The organism is Moorena sp. SIO3A2 (assembly GCF_010672265.1).
GTDB lineage: Bacteria > Cyanobacteriota > Cyanobacteriia > Cyanobacteriales > Coleofasciculaceae > Moorena > Moorena producens.
On sequence record NZ_JAAHHC010000011.1, the window covers coordinates 238,995 to 258,700 of the forward strand.

At 44.0% G+C, this 19,706-nt stretch carries 14 protein-coding genes; 5 read left to right on the top strand and 9 right to left on the bottom strand.

Annotated features, from left to right (window positions below; translation table 11 throughout):
- The first annotated feature begins 394 nt into the window (after positions 1–394).
- Complete coding sequence (locus F6K64_RS14910; protein ID WP_008181579.1) at positions 395–2,980, top strand: GAF domain-containing protein; 2,586 nt, start codon at positions 395–397, stop codon at positions 2,978–2,980.
- Between the two features lie 145 nt (positions 2,981–3,125).
- Here the strand turns inward: F6K64_RS14910 and F6K64_RS14915 are convergent, their stop codons facing one another.
- The 3 genes from F6K64_RS14915 to F6K64_RS14925 form a co-directional block, all read right to left on the bottom strand.
- Positions 3,126–3,590, bottom strand: coding sequence for a hypothetical protein (locus F6K64_RS14915; protein WP_008181580.1), 465 nt, complete (start codon positions 3,588–3,590; stop codon positions 3,126–3,128).
- A gap of 997 nt (positions 3,591–4,587) precedes the next feature.
- Positions 4,588–5,685, bottom strand: a complete 1,098-nt coding sequence (locus F6K64_RS14920) for an RNA-guided endonuclease InsQ/TnpB family protein (RefSeq protein ID WP_008181581.1) — start codon at positions 5,683–5,685, stop codon at positions 4,588–4,590.
- On the bottom strand, positions 5,658–6,254 hold the full coding sequence (locus F6K64_RS14925) for an IS607 family transposase (RefSeq protein ID WP_044492524.1): 597 nt from the start codon (positions 6,252–6,254) through the stop codon (positions 5,658–5,660). The genes F6K64_RS14920 and F6K64_RS14925 overlap by 28 nt, the downstream gene beginning before the upstream one ends.
- A 335-nt stretch (positions 6,255–6,589) precedes the next feature.
- Between F6K64_RS14925 and F6K64_RS14930 the strand changes: the two genes are divergently transcribed.
- Positions 6,590–6,871, top strand: coding sequence for a helix-turn-helix domain-containing protein (locus F6K64_RS14930; protein ID WP_008181583.1), 282 nt, complete (start codon positions 6,590–6,592; stop codon positions 6,869–6,871).
- 837 nt (positions 6,872–7,708) lie between these two features.
- Here the strand turns inward: F6K64_RS14930 and hisB are convergent.
- Both hisB and fabI read right to left on the bottom strand, forming a co-directional pair.
- The gene (gene hisB / locus F6K64_RS14935; RefSeq protein ID WP_287265705.1) at positions 7,709–8,371 is read right to left on the bottom strand and encodes an imidazoleglycerol-phosphate dehydratase HisB; all 663 of its coding nucleotides are present in this window, start codon (positions 8,369–8,371) and stop codon (positions 7,709–7,711) included.
- Between the two features lie 298 nt (positions 8,372–8,669).
- Positions 8,670–9,446, bottom strand: a complete 777-nt coding sequence (fabI, locus tag F6K64_RS14940) for an enoyl-ACP reductase FabI (RefSeq protein ID WP_008181587.1) — start codon at positions 9,444–9,446, stop codon at positions 8,670–8,672.
- Positions 9,447–10,076: 630 nt separating this feature from the next.
- Here fabI and ntcA point away from each other — a divergent pair.
- Positions 10,077–10,754: a global nitrogen regulator NtcA gene (ntcA, locus tag F6K64_RS14945; protein WP_008181591.1), complete on the top strand. Its 678-nt coding sequence runs from the start codon at positions 10,077–10,079 to the stop codon at positions 10,752–10,754.
- A 3-nt stretch (positions 10,755–10,757) separates the two neighbouring features.
- Here the strand turns inward: ntcA and F6K64_RS14950 are convergent, their stop codons facing one another.
- A complete protein-coding gene (locus F6K64_RS14950) occupies positions 10,758–11,816 on the bottom strand; it encodes a GGDEF domain-containing protein (protein ID WP_229414399.1) in 1,059 nt (352 codons plus the stop codon).
- 1,229 nt (positions 11,817–13,045) lie between these two features.
- On the opposite strand from F6K64_RS14950, the gene F6K64_RS14955 reads away from it, so the two are divergent.
- Positions 13,046–13,213 (top strand): hypothetical protein, encoded by a 168-nt coding sequence (locus tag F6K64_RS14955; protein WP_154659719.1) that lies wholly within the window; start codon positions 13,046–13,048, stop codon positions 13,211–13,213.
- A gap of 252 nt (positions 13,214–13,465) precedes the next feature.
- Here the strand turns inward: F6K64_RS14955 and F6K64_RS14960 are convergent, their stop codons facing one another.
- The 3 genes from F6K64_RS14960 to F6K64_RS14970 form a co-directional block, all read right to left on the bottom strand.
- The gene (locus F6K64_RS14960) at positions 13,466–13,702 is read right to left on the bottom strand and encodes a hypothetical protein (RefSeq protein WP_287265706.1); all 237 of its coding nucleotides are present in this window, start codon (positions 13,700–13,702) and stop codon (positions 13,466–13,468) included.
- A gap of 806 nt (positions 13,703–14,508) precedes the next feature.
- Positions 14,509–14,706, bottom strand: a complete 198-nt coding sequence (locus F6K64_RS14965) for a heavy-metal-associated domain-containing protein (protein WP_008181598.1) — start codon at positions 14,704–14,706, stop codon at positions 14,509–14,511.
- A gap of 1,938 nt (positions 14,707–16,644) precedes the next feature.
- Entirely contained in the window at positions 16,645–16,881 is a 237-nt protein-coding gene (locus F6K64_RS14970; protein WP_287265707.1) for a hypothetical protein, read from the bottom strand.
- Between the two features lie 164 nt (positions 16,882–17,045).
- Between F6K64_RS14970 and alaS the strand changes: the two genes are divergently transcribed.
- On the top strand, positions 17,046–19,676 hold the full coding sequence (gene alaS, locus F6K64_RS14975; protein ID WP_287265708.1) for an alanine--tRNA ligase: 2,631 nt from the start codon (positions 17,046–17,048) through the stop codon (positions 19,674–19,676).
- Positions 19,677–19,706 lie beyond the last annotated feature (30 nt).

Consider the following 19,706-nt stretch of genomic DNA (forward strand, 5'->3'; position numbering starts at 1 on the left):
CGAACAGGCAAGATGCCTATTCTACAAAACTCTTAAAATCATTCCATTATTAAGCAACGCCAGGCCAAACAGCTAAATGTTAAAAATTGTGAGGTTGTGATGCATTAGTTTAATAGTTGGATCGCAATTGATTAATTAAGCTACTGACAAATTAATCTAGAATGCACTATAATCCAGTCAGGCCATATTTAACTCTCAATCAGAAAAAATCTACTCAGCGGCCAGCATAGAAGGTGCTCTCTAGGTAATCAACAGATTAGCCTTAAACTCAGATCAATTCGGTTAACTGGCTCTGACGAGTCAATAAGTATCAATGTAAGAGTAAATAAGTATCAAAAACACGCCATCATTAGACCGCTTCAGCAAAACCAAAGCTTTAGCGCAGGATAATTCTATGGTAGCTGCATCTGTTGATCAACACAATTCAAATCAGGTGGAAAAGGGGAGCATATCTGAGGCAAATTCCTCAGCAGCCGGTTCGCTAGTTGCGGCGGGACAAGGGATATCTAACTTTCTGGCACCTTTAAACCGGAAAAGTTTAAAACAAGTAGTCCCAAGTGTAGAGAAGGCACTCCAGATCGTCAATCAAACCCTGTCGATGCTGGAAGCTCTACTGGAAAACCAAGATTTTGAGAAGGTTCTCCAGGAGATTTTGACTGCGATTACTATCAAGACGGCAGAGTTAATGAATGCCGACCGAGTAACAATATTTTTTCTGGATGAAGACAAGAAGGAACTTTGGTCGGTAGTGGCAAAGGGAGAGGGAAACAACACCTTAGGAGAACTGCGATTTCCAGCTGATCAGGGCATTGTTGGTGAAGTAGCTACTTTCAAACGGGTGGTTAACGTTCCCTACGATTTTTATGATGACTCTCGTTCTAACACTGCCAAAAAGTCTGACAAAAAAACTGGATATCGCACCTATACCCTGCTAGCATTGCCCCTGTTGAATCGACAGGGAGATTTAGTTGCCGTAGTCCAATTACTGAATAAGGTCAAAAATTCCTATAGACAGAACGCTTCCTTAAAGGAAAAAATTGATCAACAGGGCTTTACTGACGAAGATCAAAAACTGTTTAAGGATTTTGCCCCTTCGATGCGGCTGGTTCTAGAATCTTCGAAGTCGTTGTACCGAGCTACCCAGAGACAAAGAGCAGCAACAGCACTGATCAAAGCTACAGAATCCCTCAATCTCAGCAGTTTGGATCTAGACGAAACCCTCAAGCGGGTGATGGATGAGGCGAAAACGCTGATGAAAGCCGACCGTAGTACCCTGTGGCTCATTGACCGAGAACGTAATGAACTGTGGGCGCAAATTCCCCAAGCGGATGGTTCCTCCCAAGAAATCCGGATCCTAATGGGGGTTGGCTTTGCCGGCAAGGTAGCTCAAACAGGTGAAGCTCTAAATATTCCTTTTGACCTATATGATCATCCCAATTCATACAATTCCAAAAAAGTTGATCAGGAATCTGGTTATCGCACCTGTAGCCTCTTGTGTATGCCAGTGTATAACTCCAATCAAGAGTTAATAGGTGTCACCCAACTAGTCAACAAGAAAAAGACCGGTGACTTTGAGCCCTACAATCCGAATGATTGGCCTAAAGCTCCCGAATGCTGGCAAGCAAGTTTTAATCGCATTGATGAAGAATACATGAAAGCCTTCAATATTCAAGCTGGGGTAGCCATACAGCGAGCGAAACTTTTTGCCACCATCAAACAGCAGGAACAAATTCAGCGGGATATGCTGCGCAGTCTCAGTAATGGGGTTATTTCCACCGATAAAACCGGTAAGATTATCGCTACCAATGAAAGTGCCAAGAAATTGCTGGGGTATTACCCTGGAGACAGATTGGAGGGGTTATCGGTTAGTCAGTTGATTAACATCAAAGGGGGAAATTTTGCTCAATGGCTCCAGAACGCTTTAACTGCCAAGACAGAAAAAGACAGCCGTCAGTACTACCCCGACCAAACCCTGATCTCACAGGGGTTAGAATCAACCAAGCATTGTGTGAATCTCTCGATTAACTCTATTGCTGATGCCAGTGATCAAACCCATGTCTATGGTGCGTTGGTAGTCATGGATGACATTAGTGATGAAAAACGCCTCAAGACTACCATGTATCGCTACATGACCCAGGAGTTAGCAGAGGAATTACTTAAGCTCGATGACCATAAATTAGGAGGCGATCGCAAAGAGGTATCAGTTCTGTTCTCGGATATTCGTGGCTATACTGCTTTGAGCGAAAGTTTAAAGGCAGAAGAGGTCGTGGGTATGCTAAACGACTATTTTGAGTCGATGGTGGATGCAATTTTTGAATATAAAGGTACCCTCGACAAATACATTGGGGATGCGATTATGGCTGTTTTTGGTTCGCCCTTGCCCCAAGAGGATCATGCTTGGAGAGCAGTGCAAACAGCCTTAGAGATGCGCCAACGTCTCAAAGAGTTTAATCAGCAACGTGTTAAAGCTAATCGAAAACCTTTAAAGATCGGCATTGGCATCAACTCCGATAGCGTCATTAGTGGTAATATGGGTTCGACTAAACGAATGGAGTTTACCTCTATTGGTGATGGAGTCAATTTAGGTGCTCGCTTGGAAACGGCTAGCAAGCAATACGGTTGTGACATCCTAATTAGTGAAAATACTTACAGAGCCTGTGCTGACCAGATCTGGGCTAGGGAATTGGACAAGGTAATTGTTAAGGGCAAGACCAAGCCAGTATCCATTTATGAACTGGTGGGCCTAAAATCTGAACCGATTTCGGAGGACAAAGCACGAATCATTGAACATTACTACAAAGGCCGTCAGTATTACCTCCAGCGACAGTTCGCCCTCGCCATGGGTGAGTTTGGCACCATTCTACAAAAATATGACAAACATGACCAAGCGTCTGTATTGCACCTGAGCCGTTGTCAGCGTTTTCTTCAAGAACCTCCTAACGATGACTGGGATGGTGGCTGGAAGTTGTTAGAGAAATAGTCGTTAGTCCTTAGTGATTGGTCAAAGGATAATTGTTAAGACCATAGCGCCCATACAACAATGCCCATATCCCATACACTAGGCTTGAGCAACGGGTGCAAGCCTAAGTCTTGTTTCAATTAACTAAGGACTAATGGATTAACGATTAGAGAACCTTGTGAGTGTACTCATGCTGTTTTACATTATCTTCCTTAGTAACAACTCGCTGCATATTTAGCAACCGCTTGCGTTCTGTGGAAAAGTTGAAGTTATCAAACGTTGTGCCGAGGGGAATATGAGCGATCGCTTCTGGACAACTCTTGTAAGTGCGTGCAGCCGCGAGGGCTCGGTTAGTAAAATCATCGCAAAACTGAGCATCCTCTGGAAACTCAGCGGGTTTGACAAGGCTATCCCCTGAGATTACTTGACCTAGAGTTGTACCAAAAGCCACTGAGTAAGATGTAGGAACGCTTTTAAGCAGTGCTTCTAGGGAGGCTGAGGGGATGGGTTCAATAATTTGAACTTGATGAACTTCCCCCTCTTCTTTGATAAAGCAGGTGGCTAAGCCCACCACCAGGTAGTTATCGGTAGATAAATCGGGAGCATTAGCTAAGGGAGTTGCAGCGGTCATAAGACTATTTCAGTACAGGATTTGAAACCAAGTTGACACTCCCCCGTCTAAAGACGTGGGGATTCCTAGATCAGCGAACCACCTTAAACCGTCGTGTCTTCGGGAGAAGCAATACTTAACCAAATATCGGTAGAAAACTACCAAATACCCAGTTAATTCACGGCAGACCTAGAGGGCAGTTCTCCTTAGGCGTTCAGGTACTTTCTTGAGAGTGCCGACTCTTTTCCCCATGTTTCGGTGTGCCCCACCGTACACTACGGTGCAATCTGTGGCAAATTCAATTCGCCAACGGAAAGCGCACCGGTTTTTCTTGGAAAGTTTTCTGTTCTAGGTTCACACGTCAATTGTTGGTTGACGATTGGGTTTTTAGAGAGGATTTTCCCTACCCTCTGAGCATTACTACTTTCTAGGCGGTCAAACTTGGTTCCCTATTCCAGCTGTCCTAGCGGTTTTTCAGCCTGTACTCTATAATACTTTATTCTACACAGGCAAGGAGAAGATTAGGGAAGCTTACAATCTTTTTTTTTCACGGCGACTAAAGTCGCTCTCGAGCTTTCATCCACGCTCTGAAGAGGCGTGGTTTTCAGCTTGGTGACTCTCACATATAGCAGCAACCGAAGTATAGTTGAGGACAGAGTATTTTGGTTGAAAGGGAGCAGGGAGTAGGGACTAAGGCCGTAGGCCACGCGGGGCGCGTTCGGAGCAGAAATATGTCTTAAGCTTTACTTCGACTGTTATTAATCACGCGCCAAGATAAATCAAATCAATAGCTTTGGTGGCATTCTATCAGCAGAGCAGGTCAGCTGATACCTACCCGGTGCGCTTACAGTCGTTGAATTAAATTCGCGCTTAGGTGAGCGCCGTTTAATCCAACCGCCGCTGACCTAAGTCTTCTCTATTCTGCTGCTTTGTAAAACTGATATAACGCGGTATAATCAGCACGTTAACGTTTACTTCCTGCTTCTTCCAAAAACTTGGGTTGCGTGAGGGGTCGGCCCTACTCACTTACACAGGCTATCACCAAGAAGCCCTCGGCTAAATGCTGTAAATTCACACTTGCGTTGTAATCTCTGTCCTTGACGGCACCGCAAGCGAAGCAGCTAAAAACTCGTTGTGTTAGTGGCATTTCTTGATTGTTTCCACAACTAGAACAGGTTTTAGAGGATGGAAAAAACCGATCGGCAAACACTAATTCACAGCCGTACCATTCGGATTTATATTCCAGTTGGCGACGAATCTCATAGAAGGCAGAATCAGCAATAGCACCTGCTAGTTTATGATTTTTCAACATACCGGACACATTCAAGTCTTCTAACCCTATGACAGCGTGGTTCTTGCTAAGCCAGGAGGTTAATTTATCGATGGCATCTTTCCGGATGTTAGTGACTCGTTGGTACGTTTTGGCTAGTTTCAATCTGGCCTTATCCCTATTCTTAGAGCCTTTTTCTTTTCTAGCCAATTGTCGCTGAAGTAATGCTATCTTCTTTTGAGCCTTTTTGTACGCTCTAGGATTAGGAAATACAGTTCCATCTGAGCAAGTCGCGAGAACTTTTACCCCAACATCAACACCTAAATAGTCTCGGGTTTTAACTGTAGGTTCGGGGTCAAACTCATAAGCTACAGACAAATACCAAGAGTCCGCCACTCGACTGATGGTTATTCGTTTAGTCTGTATTTCAGGTAAAGCTTCATAAGTCCTAACCCATCCAATAAAGGGAAGCTTTAACCTTCTCCCTTCAAAAACCATAACCTTACCGCAGTTATCAATGGTAAAGCGATCATTTCGTCCTTTTTTCTTAAATTTAGGATGTTGAGCCGTACCTTTAAAAAAGCGCTTGAATGCTTCACCTAAGTGCAGAAAAGCAAACTGATAAACTCTTGAACTTAGGGTAGACTGCCAGGGATAATCAGGCTTGATGTGATTGGTATAAAACTTTTTGAGCTTGTTAGTTGACAGTTTTAGTCCCTCTTTATAAGCGGAGTTCCACATCCGAAGTGCCCAATTCCAAATCCATCTTGAATAACCGGCGTGTTGAGCCATTAAGGTTTTCTGTTTGTTATTCAGTTTTAACTTGGTTTTGAAGGCTCTTTGCATAATTCGGGATCATTATTCAACAGAGTCTTGTATTTTCTTAGTCCATACAATCGACTTGAAAAACAGTGAAGAATTGCCAGGATATCTTCTACCATTTCTGCTTGTGGTGAAAGTTCTTTTTCATTGAGAACAATCAACTCACACTTATTTTGTTCACAAAGCCAGTTAAACAAATCAAAACCAAATCGAGCCAGCCTATCTTTATGAGCAACAACTACTCGACTGACTTCACCTTTAAGAATTTGACTGAGAAGTGCTAGTAGTTTTTTTCGCTTAAAGTTTAATCCTCCACCAACTTCTTTAATAGTTCTGGCTTCTGGGTATAAAGCTTGCAATTGGGCCACTTGCCTGTTTAAATCTGGCTTCTGAGCATGACTATAAACTCGACAATAAAGCACTGTTTCTTTTTTGACACTGAAGGAGTGAGTATAGGATTCTACATCATATCTCCGTTGTCCTGATGGTGTTTTAATTGCTTGGATAATTCCGGCCTTTTCCCATCTAGCTAAAGTCCTGACGTTAACGCCTAGTAACTCAGAAGCTTCTTTAGGTTTAAGATACTTGGTCACCTGACTAACTTTGACAACATACTTATAGTAGCGTGTTGTGCCGTAAAATGTCAACTAAGTTTTGTCTCTAAGTATTTTAGTTGAGTGATGGCTTTTTGGGATTAAAGCAACCGATCCATCAGCCAAGCAGGAACCATATTTGACTGGATGTGGATGACGTATAACGGATTGAGCTGTTATTTGTAGATTTAAGGATGGCTGGGGTAAATAACTTGGAACCGTTATGATTAGGTTTCAAAAAGCAAAAGCAGCTTTTGGCTACCTGCCATTATGTGTTTTTGTTTGTTTATACCGTTGATGATATGGCGTTGGACAATATTATATAGTAAACTATAATGCTACGTGAACATCATGACATAACACTACTAAAGTTGCGCCAGCAAGTTGGCTTAACTCAGCGAGAACTTGCTGAGGCTCTTGGAGTAACCCAAAAAACCATTTCCATTTGGGAAAGGGGTAAAATGCAGCCTAAGCTCTCCTTTTGGCAGACTAAGTTAATGATGGAAAAGCTCAACTGCACCCTTGATCAGCTAATCATTGCCACTGAGCTGAAACACCAGAATCATAATGAAATTAAATCAACCAAAATTAGACCACATAATCCCAGATTTTTCTAAAACTCAAGGGTGCAATCTTGGACTTTGGCTAGGTCTGAATGATGCACCTTGGGGGGCTGGCTGCCTAGAATTGGTTGGTTAGCGTCAGCACTAGGGCACTAGTCGTTTGAATCTATGAGGATTAGCACAATCCTGGTGCCCTTTGGTAAATCCTCGTTTGGAATATAGCTGAGTCAAAACCATCATTCAATCTCCTTGGGGACTCCCGTTATACCCGTGTTAAGCAGCGTCTGGCACTGCCAGTAAGGGTTAGCGGGTTAGAAGTTACCGTAAGATCGGGTCGCCTTTATGGGTGATGCTCGCCCATAGCCGCTCCGCGAAAGGTCTTGCATAAAATAAAAGGGTTAAGTCTTTTGTAATCAGGCGACCCGATCTAAGGCGCGCGTCTCCGGGGAATTGGAGACGGAAACTCTTGCGATTATTGATAATTTTTACTAGTAGATAGAGATAATTAATCAACTATAAAGTGCCGATTTGCGCGCCAGCTGAAAAGCCTCACGGTGCCCTTGACCCGTAATTTAATTACGGGTCAAGCGCACCGCTGCTAGAAGCGTAAGCCAAAAGACAAGTAAAATCAATGATTTGATCTCAGAGTGTAGAGGCTATTTGGCGCGCGCCAGTAAGGATTTATGTTCTTAGAAATCTCTCGCTATAATATTTGATTTAGCGACGAGAGTAGTCAATTCGTTACCAAAACTGTTACGAGGACTATGCCCACGGTTAGCTTACTCTAAGATCAAATGTAGTTAATGCTCCTTAGACCAGTCTAAAAGCTGTGGAACTCTTAGTCCCATGGCTTTTTGTTTGTTATCAACTTTTAGGATTTCCGGATAGCTTTTACAAAACCCCCTTAGAGCTTGGAATCATCCCTGCACGACGAGGATCAATTTCCACAGCCATGCGCATTGCTCTGGCCAATGCCTTGAATGTCGCTTCAATAATATGATGTGAATTGATGCCATCTAGTTGGCGGATATGTAGGGTGAGCTGACTATGGTTAACCAGTGCAACAAAAAACTCTCGCACCAGTTGGGTATCATAGGTTCCGACACGCTGGGTAGGAATTTCCAAGCCATAGCTTAAGTGAGGACGTCCAGAAAAATCTAGAGATACCAGAATCAATGCCTCATCGAGGGGAGCCAGGAAATTACCGAAGCGGAAAATTCCTTTGCGATCGCTTAATGCTTTTGCCAAGGCTTGCCCTAGGGTAATCCCAACATCTTCGTTAGTGTGGTGATCATCAATTTCTAGGTCTCCCTTTGCCTGCACCTCCAAGTCAATCAGTCCATGGGAAGAGATTTGATGCAGCATATGGTCTAAAAATGGGATGCCTGTATTAGCGGTGCAGATACCTGTACCATCTAAATTCAGTGACACTTGTACATCAGTTTCCCCAGTAGTACGCCTGACTGAAGCTGTTCGCGCCTTTAACGTAGACTCTTGAGTGTTGAGAATTATCGGTCCGCTCTCGATCTGCGTCCGGTTATTGCTTACTTGCATTACATCTTTGCTCCTGTCTAACTTAACTTCATCCGCTCAATTGCCTCACAACGAACATGGGCAGCATGAGTGTGAGATCAATTGCGGACAGGGTTTATATCGTTTATACTAGATATAGTAGGGAAGACAAATTAAGAGCTAACCGCCACCTACGTGCTTAAAAATAGAACTTATTGTATTGTTCCGGCGGGTCGGGGCATCCCGTGTCGTTAATAAAGTAACCCGTGTATCCTAAGCAATAGCTGGAGTTGGTAAGAAGCCCACACTGAACCGATAGGTCAGTGTGGGAGTATGTCACCTACATGCCCATTATTTCGTAACCAGCGTCTACATATAAAACCTGACCAGTGATGCCACTGGCTAAATCACTACACAAGAAAGCAGCTGCTTTACCCACTTCTTCCTGAGTAACCGTGCGGCGCAGTGGTGCTACTTTCTCTACATGATGAATCATATCCATTATCCCCCCAACTGCTGAAGAGGCTAAGGTCCGGATTGGCCCTGCGGAGATAGCATTGACCCGAATCGTTTGAGGTCCGAGTTCTGCTGCCAGGTAACGAACACTCATTTCCAGTGCTGCTTTAGCAACACCCATCACATTATAATTGGGAATTACTTTAACACCCCCCAGATAGCTGAGGGTGACAATGCTACCGCCATCAGTCATCAAGTGCTTCCAAGCCGCTGTTAGTCGATTGAGGGAGTAAGTGCTAATGTCTAAGGCTAGGGAAAACCCCTCACGGGATGTCTGACTAAACTCTCCCGATAGATCTTCTTTATTGGCAAAGGCTAAACAGTGAATCAGGATGTCCAGTCTGCCCCATTGTTTTGCGATCGCATCTGCAATCGCTTCAATTTGGGCATCGTTTCGGACATCACAGGGCATGATAATGCTAGGTTCGAGGGGCTCTACCAGGTCTCGAACTTTTTTCTCATAGCGACCTTTTTCGTCAGGCAAAAAGTTCACACCTAAATTTGCCCCCGCGTTGTGCAACTGTTGGGCGATCCCCCAAGCAATGGAGCGGTTGTTGGCGATGCCAGTGACAAAAGCATTTTTTCCGTTGAGATCGAGCATGGTTTTTAGGTTGAGTCGCGCTATGAGTCAGGGTTGAAGGTTACTTAGCCGTGTATGACAGCCCAGCTATTATATCCCTGAATGCAGCAACATTGAGTTTTTCAGCTCCATGTCTTGATGCAACGCTGACCTGTGGGGGAAACCCCACAGGTCAGCGTTGCATTGCTTTTGACCTTCAGGCTTACCTCCTGAGATTTTTGGTTTTTGGTAGCAATTTTTACAAAAAATTAGCTCAGATTGATATTAAGTAGTGGGAAATAAATTTGTCTATGCCACGATGATTGCTACGAATTGCCGCTTCTACCTGACGGGGTTAAGGGAAAATCAAGTCAAGAGCTTGCTAAGATATAGACTAGCAGTTAATACTGTTGGCCTGTTGGCAAATTAGCTCAAAACTTGCCCGGTGCCCTTGACCTAGGCAAATTAAATTGGCCACCGGTCCCACCGCCGAAATTGATGGGCAAGGGGAATTGGAAACGGTTGTAGCAGTTCACAACAAACTCAAGAAAACTGTTTAAAATCCGCTAAAATAGCCTAAATATACCAGATTAATGAGGTAATCCGTGGCTTAAAATCCCCGGAAGTCTCTTAAATGTAAATAGATAGGGGCATTTGTACAAAGAAATAGATATGGATAGGGTTGTGACGCAGGATACACCACTAGCGGCTGTGTTTCGTCAGATTGGTAGAGGAGCGTTTCCACCAGTCGTAGAAACCTATGAGCGAGGTAAGACGATTTTCTTCCCAGGAGATCCAGCTGAACGGGTTTACTTTTTGCTAAAAGGTGCTGTAAAACTTTCTAGAGTATACGAAGTAGGGGAAGAAATTACTGTAGCACTGCTGCGAGAAAATACGGTTTTCGGTGTTCTGTCTCTGATTACTGGTCACCAATCTGATCGGTTCTACCATGCAGTTGCCTTTACAACTGTAGAGTTACTCTCTTCCCCGATTGACCAGGTCGAAAAAGCACTGAAGGAAAACCCGGAATTATCAATGTTGATGTTACGGGGGCTATCGTCTCGGATATTACAGACGGAAATGATGATCGAAACCCTAGCTCATCGGGATATGGAGTCTCGATTGGTTAGTTTTCTATTAATTCTCTGCCGTGACTTTGGCATACCCTGTGGGGATGGGATTACCATTGAACTGAAGTTGTCCCATCAAGCGATCGCAGAAGCTATCGGTTCGACTCGGGTTACTGTCACCCGTCTACTGGGAGACCTACGGGAAAAAGACATGATTTCGATTCACAAGAAAAAAATTACTGTCCACAAGCCAGTGGTTTTGAGTCAGCAATTTACGTGAAAATTAGCGATTGCAACAACAATACACCTGATTGCGACCATTAGATTTAGCGATCCGTAGGTTCTGGTCAGCAGATCGCAGTAGGCTTTCCCCTCTATGGTCGTCCGTATTGTTAAGGGCAGCAACACCCAAGCTAATGGTAATTGGGAGCACCAATCTTCTATCAATCTGAAACGGTTGATCGCTAATAATATGTCGCACTCGGTTAGCCACTGCTCGGGCTTCTTCACAGTCAGTGTGACTAAGAATGATCACAAACTCTTCTCCACCATAACGAAAGAGGGAATCTTGAATACGTAGGTTATGTTTGAGACGACTTGCCAGTAGCTTGAGAGCGCGATCGCCTACCGGATGTCCGTAGTTGTCGTTGATGGACTTGAAATAGTCTACATCTAGGATAATCAGACTCAGGGGCCTTGATTGACTAAACGCATTTTTGACTTGTCGGGGTAACTCCGATTCCATTGCCCGACGATTGCTCAATTCTGTCAAGGGATCAACCAATGCTATCCTTGATAGGAAATCATTAGTGTGCATTGCTTCCCGGTATAGTCGCACTCCTCGTAACCCTGCCTGAATTTGTGCCTTAAGCAACCGATTTTCTGCTACAGCTATGGCTGAGTCTTGATTACTGATTGAACTGATCCGTAAGTAGGCATCTGCACCGTTTTCTAGGGCTTGAGCACATTCTCTTAACTCCCAGTTTGGGTCTAGTCCCATTGCTGTAATCGCTATTTCGGGCAAGTCATTGATCAAAATGCAGTATATCCAACCGAGCAGCTTTTGTTCTTTAATTTGACGACATAGTTGTAAACTAGCCACCTGGGTTGCCTGCAAAATTAAAATAGCGGGTTGTCTAGTCTTGATGTGTTGTATGACATCATCAAGTTCCAAAGATACCTCGAAAGTGCTAGACCTTATATAGCAAGTCCGCTTCACAAATGTAGTGATAAACTGTTTATTTCCTACCACTAATATAGAAGCATTTATAGAAGCATCGTTTTTATTTATAGTTAGCTCTACAGAGCTAATACATTCACCCGGAATTAATAATCTTAACACTGCTACTTCTTCAAGAAAGTATTAGCTAATACGTTTTGCTCTAAATTCACCAGTAGACATCTCCAGAAACTCGGTTTTGACCCAGGCAGTGCAAGGGTTTGAGGTTAATTTTTGGAGATGTCTAGTATATGGGATTGGCTATGGAATAGATTGATGCTAGATAACTAGATAAATTGATCCTATTGCTGACTATCGTTTAGGAGCTCAAGTACAGTTGGATCAGTTACCAATTCCCCATTGCCGATTCCCCTCCCCGATATGGATTGTGAATCACGAGCTGTGGAACTTTTGATAAATTAGGTGATCTTATAACAATCATTTCTAAACTAGATTACTGTATATAGCAATTATAAATAGGTTGTGAACTATCAAGAGGCCAGGATGCCAATAATACCATGATTTTGGGTTTCTAGATTTTCACAACTCGTTTATAATTGTTATATCGTTTTTAGCTTAACGAGTTTTGTTGAATATAAACCTGAATAACAACAAAAATTAGTTTAATCCCCGATGAATCCAAAGCCAACTTAGGCACATCTTAGGCACATCTTAGGCACATAGTTAATTAGGGGTTACTCAGCAGAAGCTGAGCACAGGGATTATTCTATTTATACTTTCCTCTAATACTCTCTTGTTTTTATCACAAGTGGCAGTAGCAATTTCCTGGTATCCGGGTAATTTTTCTAAATCTTTATCGAACATGGTGAAAACACCTAACTGTTCAACTAAGTGAGAGCATTATTATTCCCACTAACCTCTATATCAAGTCAGGTTGAATACCCATAATTAGAGGGAGGGTGGGGAGACTGACAAGGGTAGGTTTTTTACTTTGGAGATAGGTAATCGGTAATGGGTAATGGCTAATCGGTAATGGCTAATCGGTAATGGGGACCGGTCCCCTAACCCCCTCACAGGGGTAGGTTTTTTACATTAGGGTCAAACATGGGGCGACCCAGAGGGAGAGGAAAAGGAAAACAACTTAGGTGCGCTTTCCGCATCTAATTATTAAATTCGCCACGGGTCGCACCTGAAGAAGGGATGCAGCTTCGGAACTGGGGGTTTCCCCCGGAGACGCGCGCCTTAGACAGGGGAGCCTTTATGGTTGGTAGGCTATGCAGATGCATGGTTAAAACTTGAGGCGCGACCCCGTAATTTAATTCTTCACGCGGAAAGCGCGCCTCCATTGATTAAGGGGCGTTGCTTAATAATCAAATGATTTCAAGAGTTTTGTGGAACTGGCATCTTGGCTAGAACTGGCATCTTGGCTAGAACTGGCATCTTGGCTAGAACTGGCATCTTGGCTAGAACTGGCATCTTGGCTAGAACTGGCATCTTGCCAGTTTCCTCCTTATTTTCGCGCGGGCAGGATGCCCACTCTACTCCTATTCATTTCTTAATTCAGCAACGCCTTTTTTTATAACTGAATAATATCCAATTTAAATGCGCAACACCTAGTTAACTAATACTTAGTAAACTAGCACTATTTAACCAAAACAATATAAATGTAAGCATTCAGCCGTCAGCCGTCAGCCGTCAGCCGTCAGCCGTCAGCCGTCAGCTAAAGTAACTCAGCATTATTCCAATGCTTACCTGTTGTCTTGATCCCAAGCGCGAGTGGTTTGAATTTACCGTAAGATAGGGTCGCCTTATTAAAAAATATTTAACCCTTTTCTGCATAACCTGCTAACTATAAAGGCGACCCTATCTAAGGTTTTGTCTCCGGGGGAAACCACGGCAGCGCGGTCATGGGGGGAACCCCCTTTGGCGGCGCTGCCTCCCCAAGACCGTAATGGTGCGTTTGACCCGTAATTAAATTCGCCACGGGTCGCACCTCTGCATCGCTTATTCAAAAGCACCATCTGTAGCACCTCAAGTAGCGTGCGCATTAGCTGATACGCGACACGCTGATACGCGACACGCTGATAGCTGATACGCGACACGCTGATAGCTGAATACTTACATATAAATTAATGATGTATTGTCGAAGTGCGGCTCGTTCCAACTAGGAGCCTTTAGAAAATAAAGGGCCATTGAAATCACACTAGCTTACCAAAAAATTTGGGTAATCGCGCCCCGTCCTTATAGGAGACGCGCGCCTCAGAGTTAAGAAGCATTTATTGGGAGCAGGCTATGAGCAAAAGGGTTAAAACTTATTAATTAAGGCTTCTTAACTCTTACGGTAGGCTTTTTGTTAAATTAAGACTTGACGGTTTTTTCGCATCGTGTTAAGATAAAAACCTAACGAAAAAAACAATTAATGTTCTAGATAAACATGATATTAAAATAAGTAGATGATGTAAAAAATCAGCTAAGATATCAGCTTATTGCATCATCAAATTCTTAGATTTGGAGATCTCCGAAAACATAAGATCAAGAAAAAGTTTATCTAACTTGTTAACTAGATTAGGTACGGTGGGGTTAGAAGTTACCTTAATCAGAGGGTCGCCTTTATAGTTAGTCGGCGCTTGTGTAAAAAGTTTTAACCTTTTTTATTAAGGCGACCCTCTGATCAGGTTTCGTTTCCGGCACACCGAAACCTAGGTCATAGACCAAATACGCTTGGGTCGAATCCACCTCTATTTTTCCTGGCTCCGGCAAGGGTTTTACAAGTCACCCCGTTGAACGCGATCGCGTGGCCATAGGCCAAGCAAGAATCCCCGTCCTTCCAGGGCGGGGAGTGTCAATTGGTAGCTTACTCCACGCTGTGACCGACAGTCGTTATGATCTGTCTAATTGACTCTTCAGATGCTTCGGTTTCAACTCTAACCGTCTTTGATGTTACATCCACTGCGACTTTAGAATCTGGCTCCTGTTGGAGTATACCTTCGGTAATGGTCTTGGCACAGACATCACACGCAATACTGGGAACTTTTAACTGTACTACTGCCATAGTCAATACTCCATCAGTTTTTCTGACACCGGTTAATCAGCTTGCCCTTAAAGCTCGCAGCCCAAGGTAGCAATGTTAATCCTTACCAATAACTTAGATCGATTGACGACAATACTCAATGGGCCTAGCCAGGATTGACTAGACCCATTCGAGTGGAAAAAGACAAATTTTCAACGAGTTAACTTTCTGACTACCAGTTTTGAATCACTACTATGGTTGGCAAACTACACAGATACACCTAATACTAAATCTCACACAGTCGTGTCTTTCCGGACTTTGGTTTGGCTTACTCCAACCTCCGTTGGTTTCTCGCCACTTTTTGCTATGTTCGATTGGTGCCTACTGTGGCTGGGTCATAGACCGCTAGAAATCATCTTATCTATGCCCATTTAGTTTTTGGCTTCAGGTTTTTCTCTGAAGGATGACTTCCACTCTTTAAATCTAACACGGCCTTCTGGAGATTCCGAATACTTGTTGTTAAAGTTAATCAGTCTTTACAAACTGCAACGATTAGATTAAAAAGTATGAAGCATGTAGGGTCAAGGGTGAAGTGTTAATTGCTTTGTCAGCTATCAGCGTGTCGCTTATCAGCTATCAGTCATTGGCCAAGGGCTTTTCCCCAGACTTGAAATTATCATTAATCTCGAACTATGAAGCTGATGGCTGATAGCTGACGGCTGAATGCTTACATTTGATTAACTTTAATGGTACGGTACAGCAATCATTTCTAATGTGTCTGGGATTTCCCCAATACATTTCCCCAATACATTGCCCCAATACTCAAAGGGCCTAGCCAGGATTGACTAGACCCATTCGAGTGGAAAAAGACAAATTTTCAACGAGTTAACTTTCTGACTACCAGTTTTGAATCACTACTATGGTTGGCAAACTTCACAGATACACCTAATACTAAATCTCACACAGTCGTGTCTTTCCGGACTTTGGTTTGGCTTCCTCCAACTTCTGTTGGTTTCTCGCCACTTTTTGCTATGTTCGATTGGTGCCTACTGTGGCTGGGCTATAGACCGCTAGAAATCATCTTATCTATGCCCATTTGGTTTTTGGCTTCAGGTTTTTATCTGAAGGATGACTTCCACTCTTTTAAGCTAACACGACCTTCTGGAGATTCCGAATACTTGTTGTTAAAGTTAATCAGTATTTACAAACTGCAACGATTAGATGAAAAAGTATGAAGGTTGTTCGCGTAGCCTGGCCTATTGGCCAAGGGTCCAGGGTAAAGTGTTAATTGCTTTTTAGATGCAAACTTTTTATTAACTTTAATGGTAGGGTGCAGCAATCATTTCTAATGTGTCTGGGATTTCCCCAATACATTTCCCCAATACTCAAAGGGCCTAGCCAGGATTGACTAGACCCATTCGAGTGGAAAAAGACAAATTTTCAACGAGTTAACTTTCTGACTACCAGTTTTGAATCACTACTATGGTTGGCAAACTTCACAGATACACCTAATACTAAATCTCACACAGTCGTGTCTTTCCGGACTTTGGTTTGGCTTCCTCCAACTTCTGTTGGTTTCTCGCCACTTTTTGCTATGTTCGATTGGTGCCTACTGTGGCTGGGCTATAGACCGCTAGAAATCATCTTATCTATGCCCATTTGGTTTTTGGCTTCAGGTTTTTATCTGAAGGATGACTTCCACTCTTTAAAGCTAACACGACTTTCTGGAGATTACGAATACTTGTTGTTAAAGTTCAGGAGTCTTTACAAACTGCAACGATTAGATTAAGAAGATTGAAGGTTGAAGGTTGGAAGGTTGAAAGGTTGAAGGTTACAGGTTGAAGGTTACAGGTTACAGGTTACAGGTTACAGGTTACAGGTTAGATGTTGAAGGTTACAGGTTAGATGTTGAAGGTTACAGGTTACAGATTGCTAGTTATACATCCGGCTTTCAGTTGTTAAGCCTCTAATCTTCAACCATCAAACCTCCAACCTACCAACCTTCAACCTACCAACCTTCAACCTACCAACCTTCAACCTACCAACCTCCAACCTACCAACCTTCAACCTACCAACCTCCAACCTACCAACCTTCAACCTACCAACCTCCAACCTACCAACCTTCAACCTACCAACCTTCAACCTACCAACCTCCAACCTACCAACCTCCAACCTACCAACCTTCAACCTACCAACCTTCAACCTACCAACCTTCAACCATCAAACCTTCAAGCATCAACCATCAAAATGGGATGCTCAGCTCTCAAGGGTGGGCTTTCTAGCCAAGGTCTGTAACAATGGATCATAGGTAAATTAATAAATATAGCGATAGGGTTTTAATTACCATATGCCCATACCCTAAAGCTGACTTGTAGAGAACCATGCCCGATATCCCTAATTATTTGCGCGGTAACGAAATACGGCAAACTTTCCTCGATTTCTACTCCCAACGGCAACACCAGGTATTGCCAAGTGCTTCCCTAGTACCGGAAGACCCGACGGTGTTGCTGACAATTGCGGGAATGTTGCCGTTTAAACCGATTTTTCTAGGACAACGTCAGTCGGAATTCCCTCGCGCCACCACTGCCCAAAAATGTATCCGCAACAATGATATAGAGAATGTGGGACGCACGGCACGGCATCATACTTTTTTTGAGATGCTGGGGAATTTTAGTTTTGGGGATTACTTTAAGGAACAAGCGATCGCATGGGCATGGGAACTCTCTACAGAGGTATTCGGTTTGCCACCAGAACGCTTAGTAGTCAGTGTTTTTCGGGATGATGACGAAGCGTTTGGGATCTGGCGGGATAAAATTGGGATTCCAGCTCATCGCATCCAGCGCTTGGGTGAGGAGGATAATTATTGGAAATCGGGTCCGACCGGTCCGTGTGGTCCGTGTTCAGAAATTTACTACGATTTTCACCCAGAACTGGGAGACGAGAGCATTGATTTGGAAGATGATACCAGGTTTATTGAGTTCTATAACCTGGTATTCATGGAATACAACCAGGATGCGGAGGGGAATCGCACTCCGTTAGAGAAACAAAATATTGATACGGGGATGGGACTGGAGAGGATGGCGCAAATCCTCCAGCAAGTGCCGAATAATTATGAAACTGATTTAATTTTCCCGATTGTAAAAACCGCAGCGGAAATTGCTGGGGTTAACTATAGCAAGAGTGATCAGAAGACGAAGGTTTCTCTGAAGGTTATTGGTGACCATATCCGGGCAATCGTTCATATGATCGCGGATGGGATTACGGCTTCTAACACCGGACGGGGTTATGTGTTGCGCCGTTTGCTGCGTCGAGTGGTGCGTCATGGCCGTTTGATTGGGATTGATGGGGAATTTACCTGGGAAGTGGCTCAAACAGCGATCGCATTATCTCAATCAGCTTATCCTAATGTGCGGGAACGGGAAAAGACTATCAAAGCGGAAATGCAGCGGGAAGAGTCTCAATTCCTGAAAACCCTAGAACGGGGTGAGAAGCTGCTAGCTGAGATTTTGGCTAAGAAGCCTAAACAGATTTCTGGCACAGATGCGTTTACCCTCTATGATACCTATGGTTTCCCAGTGGAATTAACTGAGGAAATTGCTGAAGAACAGGGCTTAACGGTAGACCTCGATGGCTTCGAGGTGGAAATGGAACGCCAGCGGGAACGGGCTAGAGTTGCCCATGAAACGATTGATTTAACGGTACAGGGTAGCTTAGATCAGCTAGGGGAACATATCCATAGTACGGCATTCCTTGGTTACACTGAACCCCAGTCCATGGCTAAGGTAGAGGCTTTGCTAGTTGATGGGAAGTCCGTGGAATCGGCTGGGGCTGGGAGTAAGGTCCAGGTGATTTTGGATCAGACCCCATTCTATGCGGAATCTGGAGGACAAATAGGCGATCGCGGTTATCTGTCTGGGGATTCGCTATTGGTTCGGATCGAAGATGTTCAGAAGGAATCGGATTTCTTTGTCCACTTCGGTACTGTCGAACGGGGAAATTTAGCGGTAGGCACAACAGTAACGGCTCAAATTGACCGGGCTTGTCGCCGTCGAGTTCAAGCTAACCATAGTGCGACCCATTTACTGCAAGCGGCTCTGAAAAGAATTGTTGACCCAAGCATCTCTCAGGCAGGCTCTTTGGTGGCTTTTGACCGTTTGCGCTTTGACTTCAATTGCCCTCGCGCTCTGACATCGGAAGAGTTAGACCAAATCGAGGCTCAAGTTAATACTTGGATTAGTGAAGCCCATACCGCAGATGTGGAGGTGATGCCTTTAACAAAAGCTAAGGCTAAGGGCGCAACCGCTATGTTTGGGGAAAAGTATGGCGATGAAGTCAGGGTGATTGATTTCCCTGGTGTCTCGATGGAATTGTGTGGTGGTACCCATGTCAACAATACTGCTGAGATTGGCGTGTTTAAGATTATCTCTTCCGCAGGGGTCGCCTCTGGGATTAGGCGGATAGAAGCAGTGGCTGGACCGGCGGTGCTGGATTATCTGAATGTGCGGGATAAGGTGGTTAAGGATTTATGCGATCGCTTTAAGGCACAACCGGAAGAGTTACCTGAGCGGATTAGTAATTTACAACAGGAACTCAAGGCTACTAATAAACAGTTAGATGCCCTGAAGCAACAATTGGCTTTAGCAAAATCTGACCAGTTGTTGGCTGAAGCTAAGTCAGTCGGTGAGTTCAAGGTTCTGGTTGCCAAGATGGAGGGAGTAGAACCAGAGGGCTTAAAAAGTGTTGCGCAACAGCTACAGCAGAAGCTGGGAGAAAGTGCAGTAGTGTTGGGTTCAGTGCCTAGCCCGGACAAGGTGAGTTTAGTGGCAGCCTTTAGTAAGGGTGTTAATCAGAAAGGCTTGCAGGCTGGGAAGTTTATTGGTGCGATCGCTAAAATTTGTGGTGGTGGTGGCGGTGGACGACCTAACTTGGCCCAAGCTGGCGGAAAAGATGGCAGTAAGTTAGGGGAAGCTCTTGATAGGGCGTTGGAACAGTTGTTGGAAGGGTTGCAATAGTTTTGGACTGGGGGATCCCCCCTAACCCCC

What these genes read in the sequence shown, in the direction of transcription:
- F6K64_RS14910 (WP_008181579.1), top strand. Translation starts at nt 395, where the DNA reads ATGGTAGCTGCATCTGTTGATCAACACAATTCAAATCAGGTGGAAAAG.
- F6K64_RS14915 (WP_008181580.1), bottom strand. Translation starts at nt 3,590, where the DNA reads ATGACCGCTGCAACTCCCTTAGCTAATGCTCCCGATTTATCTACCGAT.
- F6K64_RS14920 (WP_008181581.1), bottom strand. Translation starts at nt 5,685, where the DNA reads ATGCAAAGAGCCTTCAAAACCAAGTTAAAACTGAATAACAAACAGAAA.
- F6K64_RS14930 (WP_008181583.1), top strand. Translation starts at nt 6,590, where the DNA reads ATGCTACGTGAACATCATGACATAACACTACTAAAGTTGCGCCAGCAA.
- hisB (WP_287265705.1), bottom strand. Translation starts at nt 8,371, where the DNA reads ATGCAAGTAAGCAATAACCGGACGCAGATCGAGAGCGGACCGATAATT.
- fabI (WP_008181587.1), bottom strand. Translation starts at nt 9,446, where the DNA reads ATGCTCGATCTCAACGGAAAAAATGCTTTTGTCACTGGCATCGCCAAC.
- ntcA (WP_008181591.1), top strand. Translation starts at nt 10,077, where the DNA reads ATGGATAGGGTTGTGACGCAGGATACACCACTAGCGGCTGTGTTTCGT.
- F6K64_RS14960 (WP_287265706.1), bottom strand. Translation starts at nt 13,702, where the DNA reads ATGCGCACGCTACTTGAGGTGCTACAGATGGTGCTTTTGAATAAGCGA.
- F6K64_RS14965 (WP_008181598.1), bottom strand. Translation starts at nt 14,706, where the DNA reads ATGGCAGTAGTACAGTTAAAAGTTCCCAGTATTGCGTGTGATGTCTGT.
- alaS (WP_287265708.1), top strand. Translation starts at nt 17,046, where the DNA reads ATGCCCGATATCCCTAATTATTTGCGCGGTAACGAAATACGGCAAACT.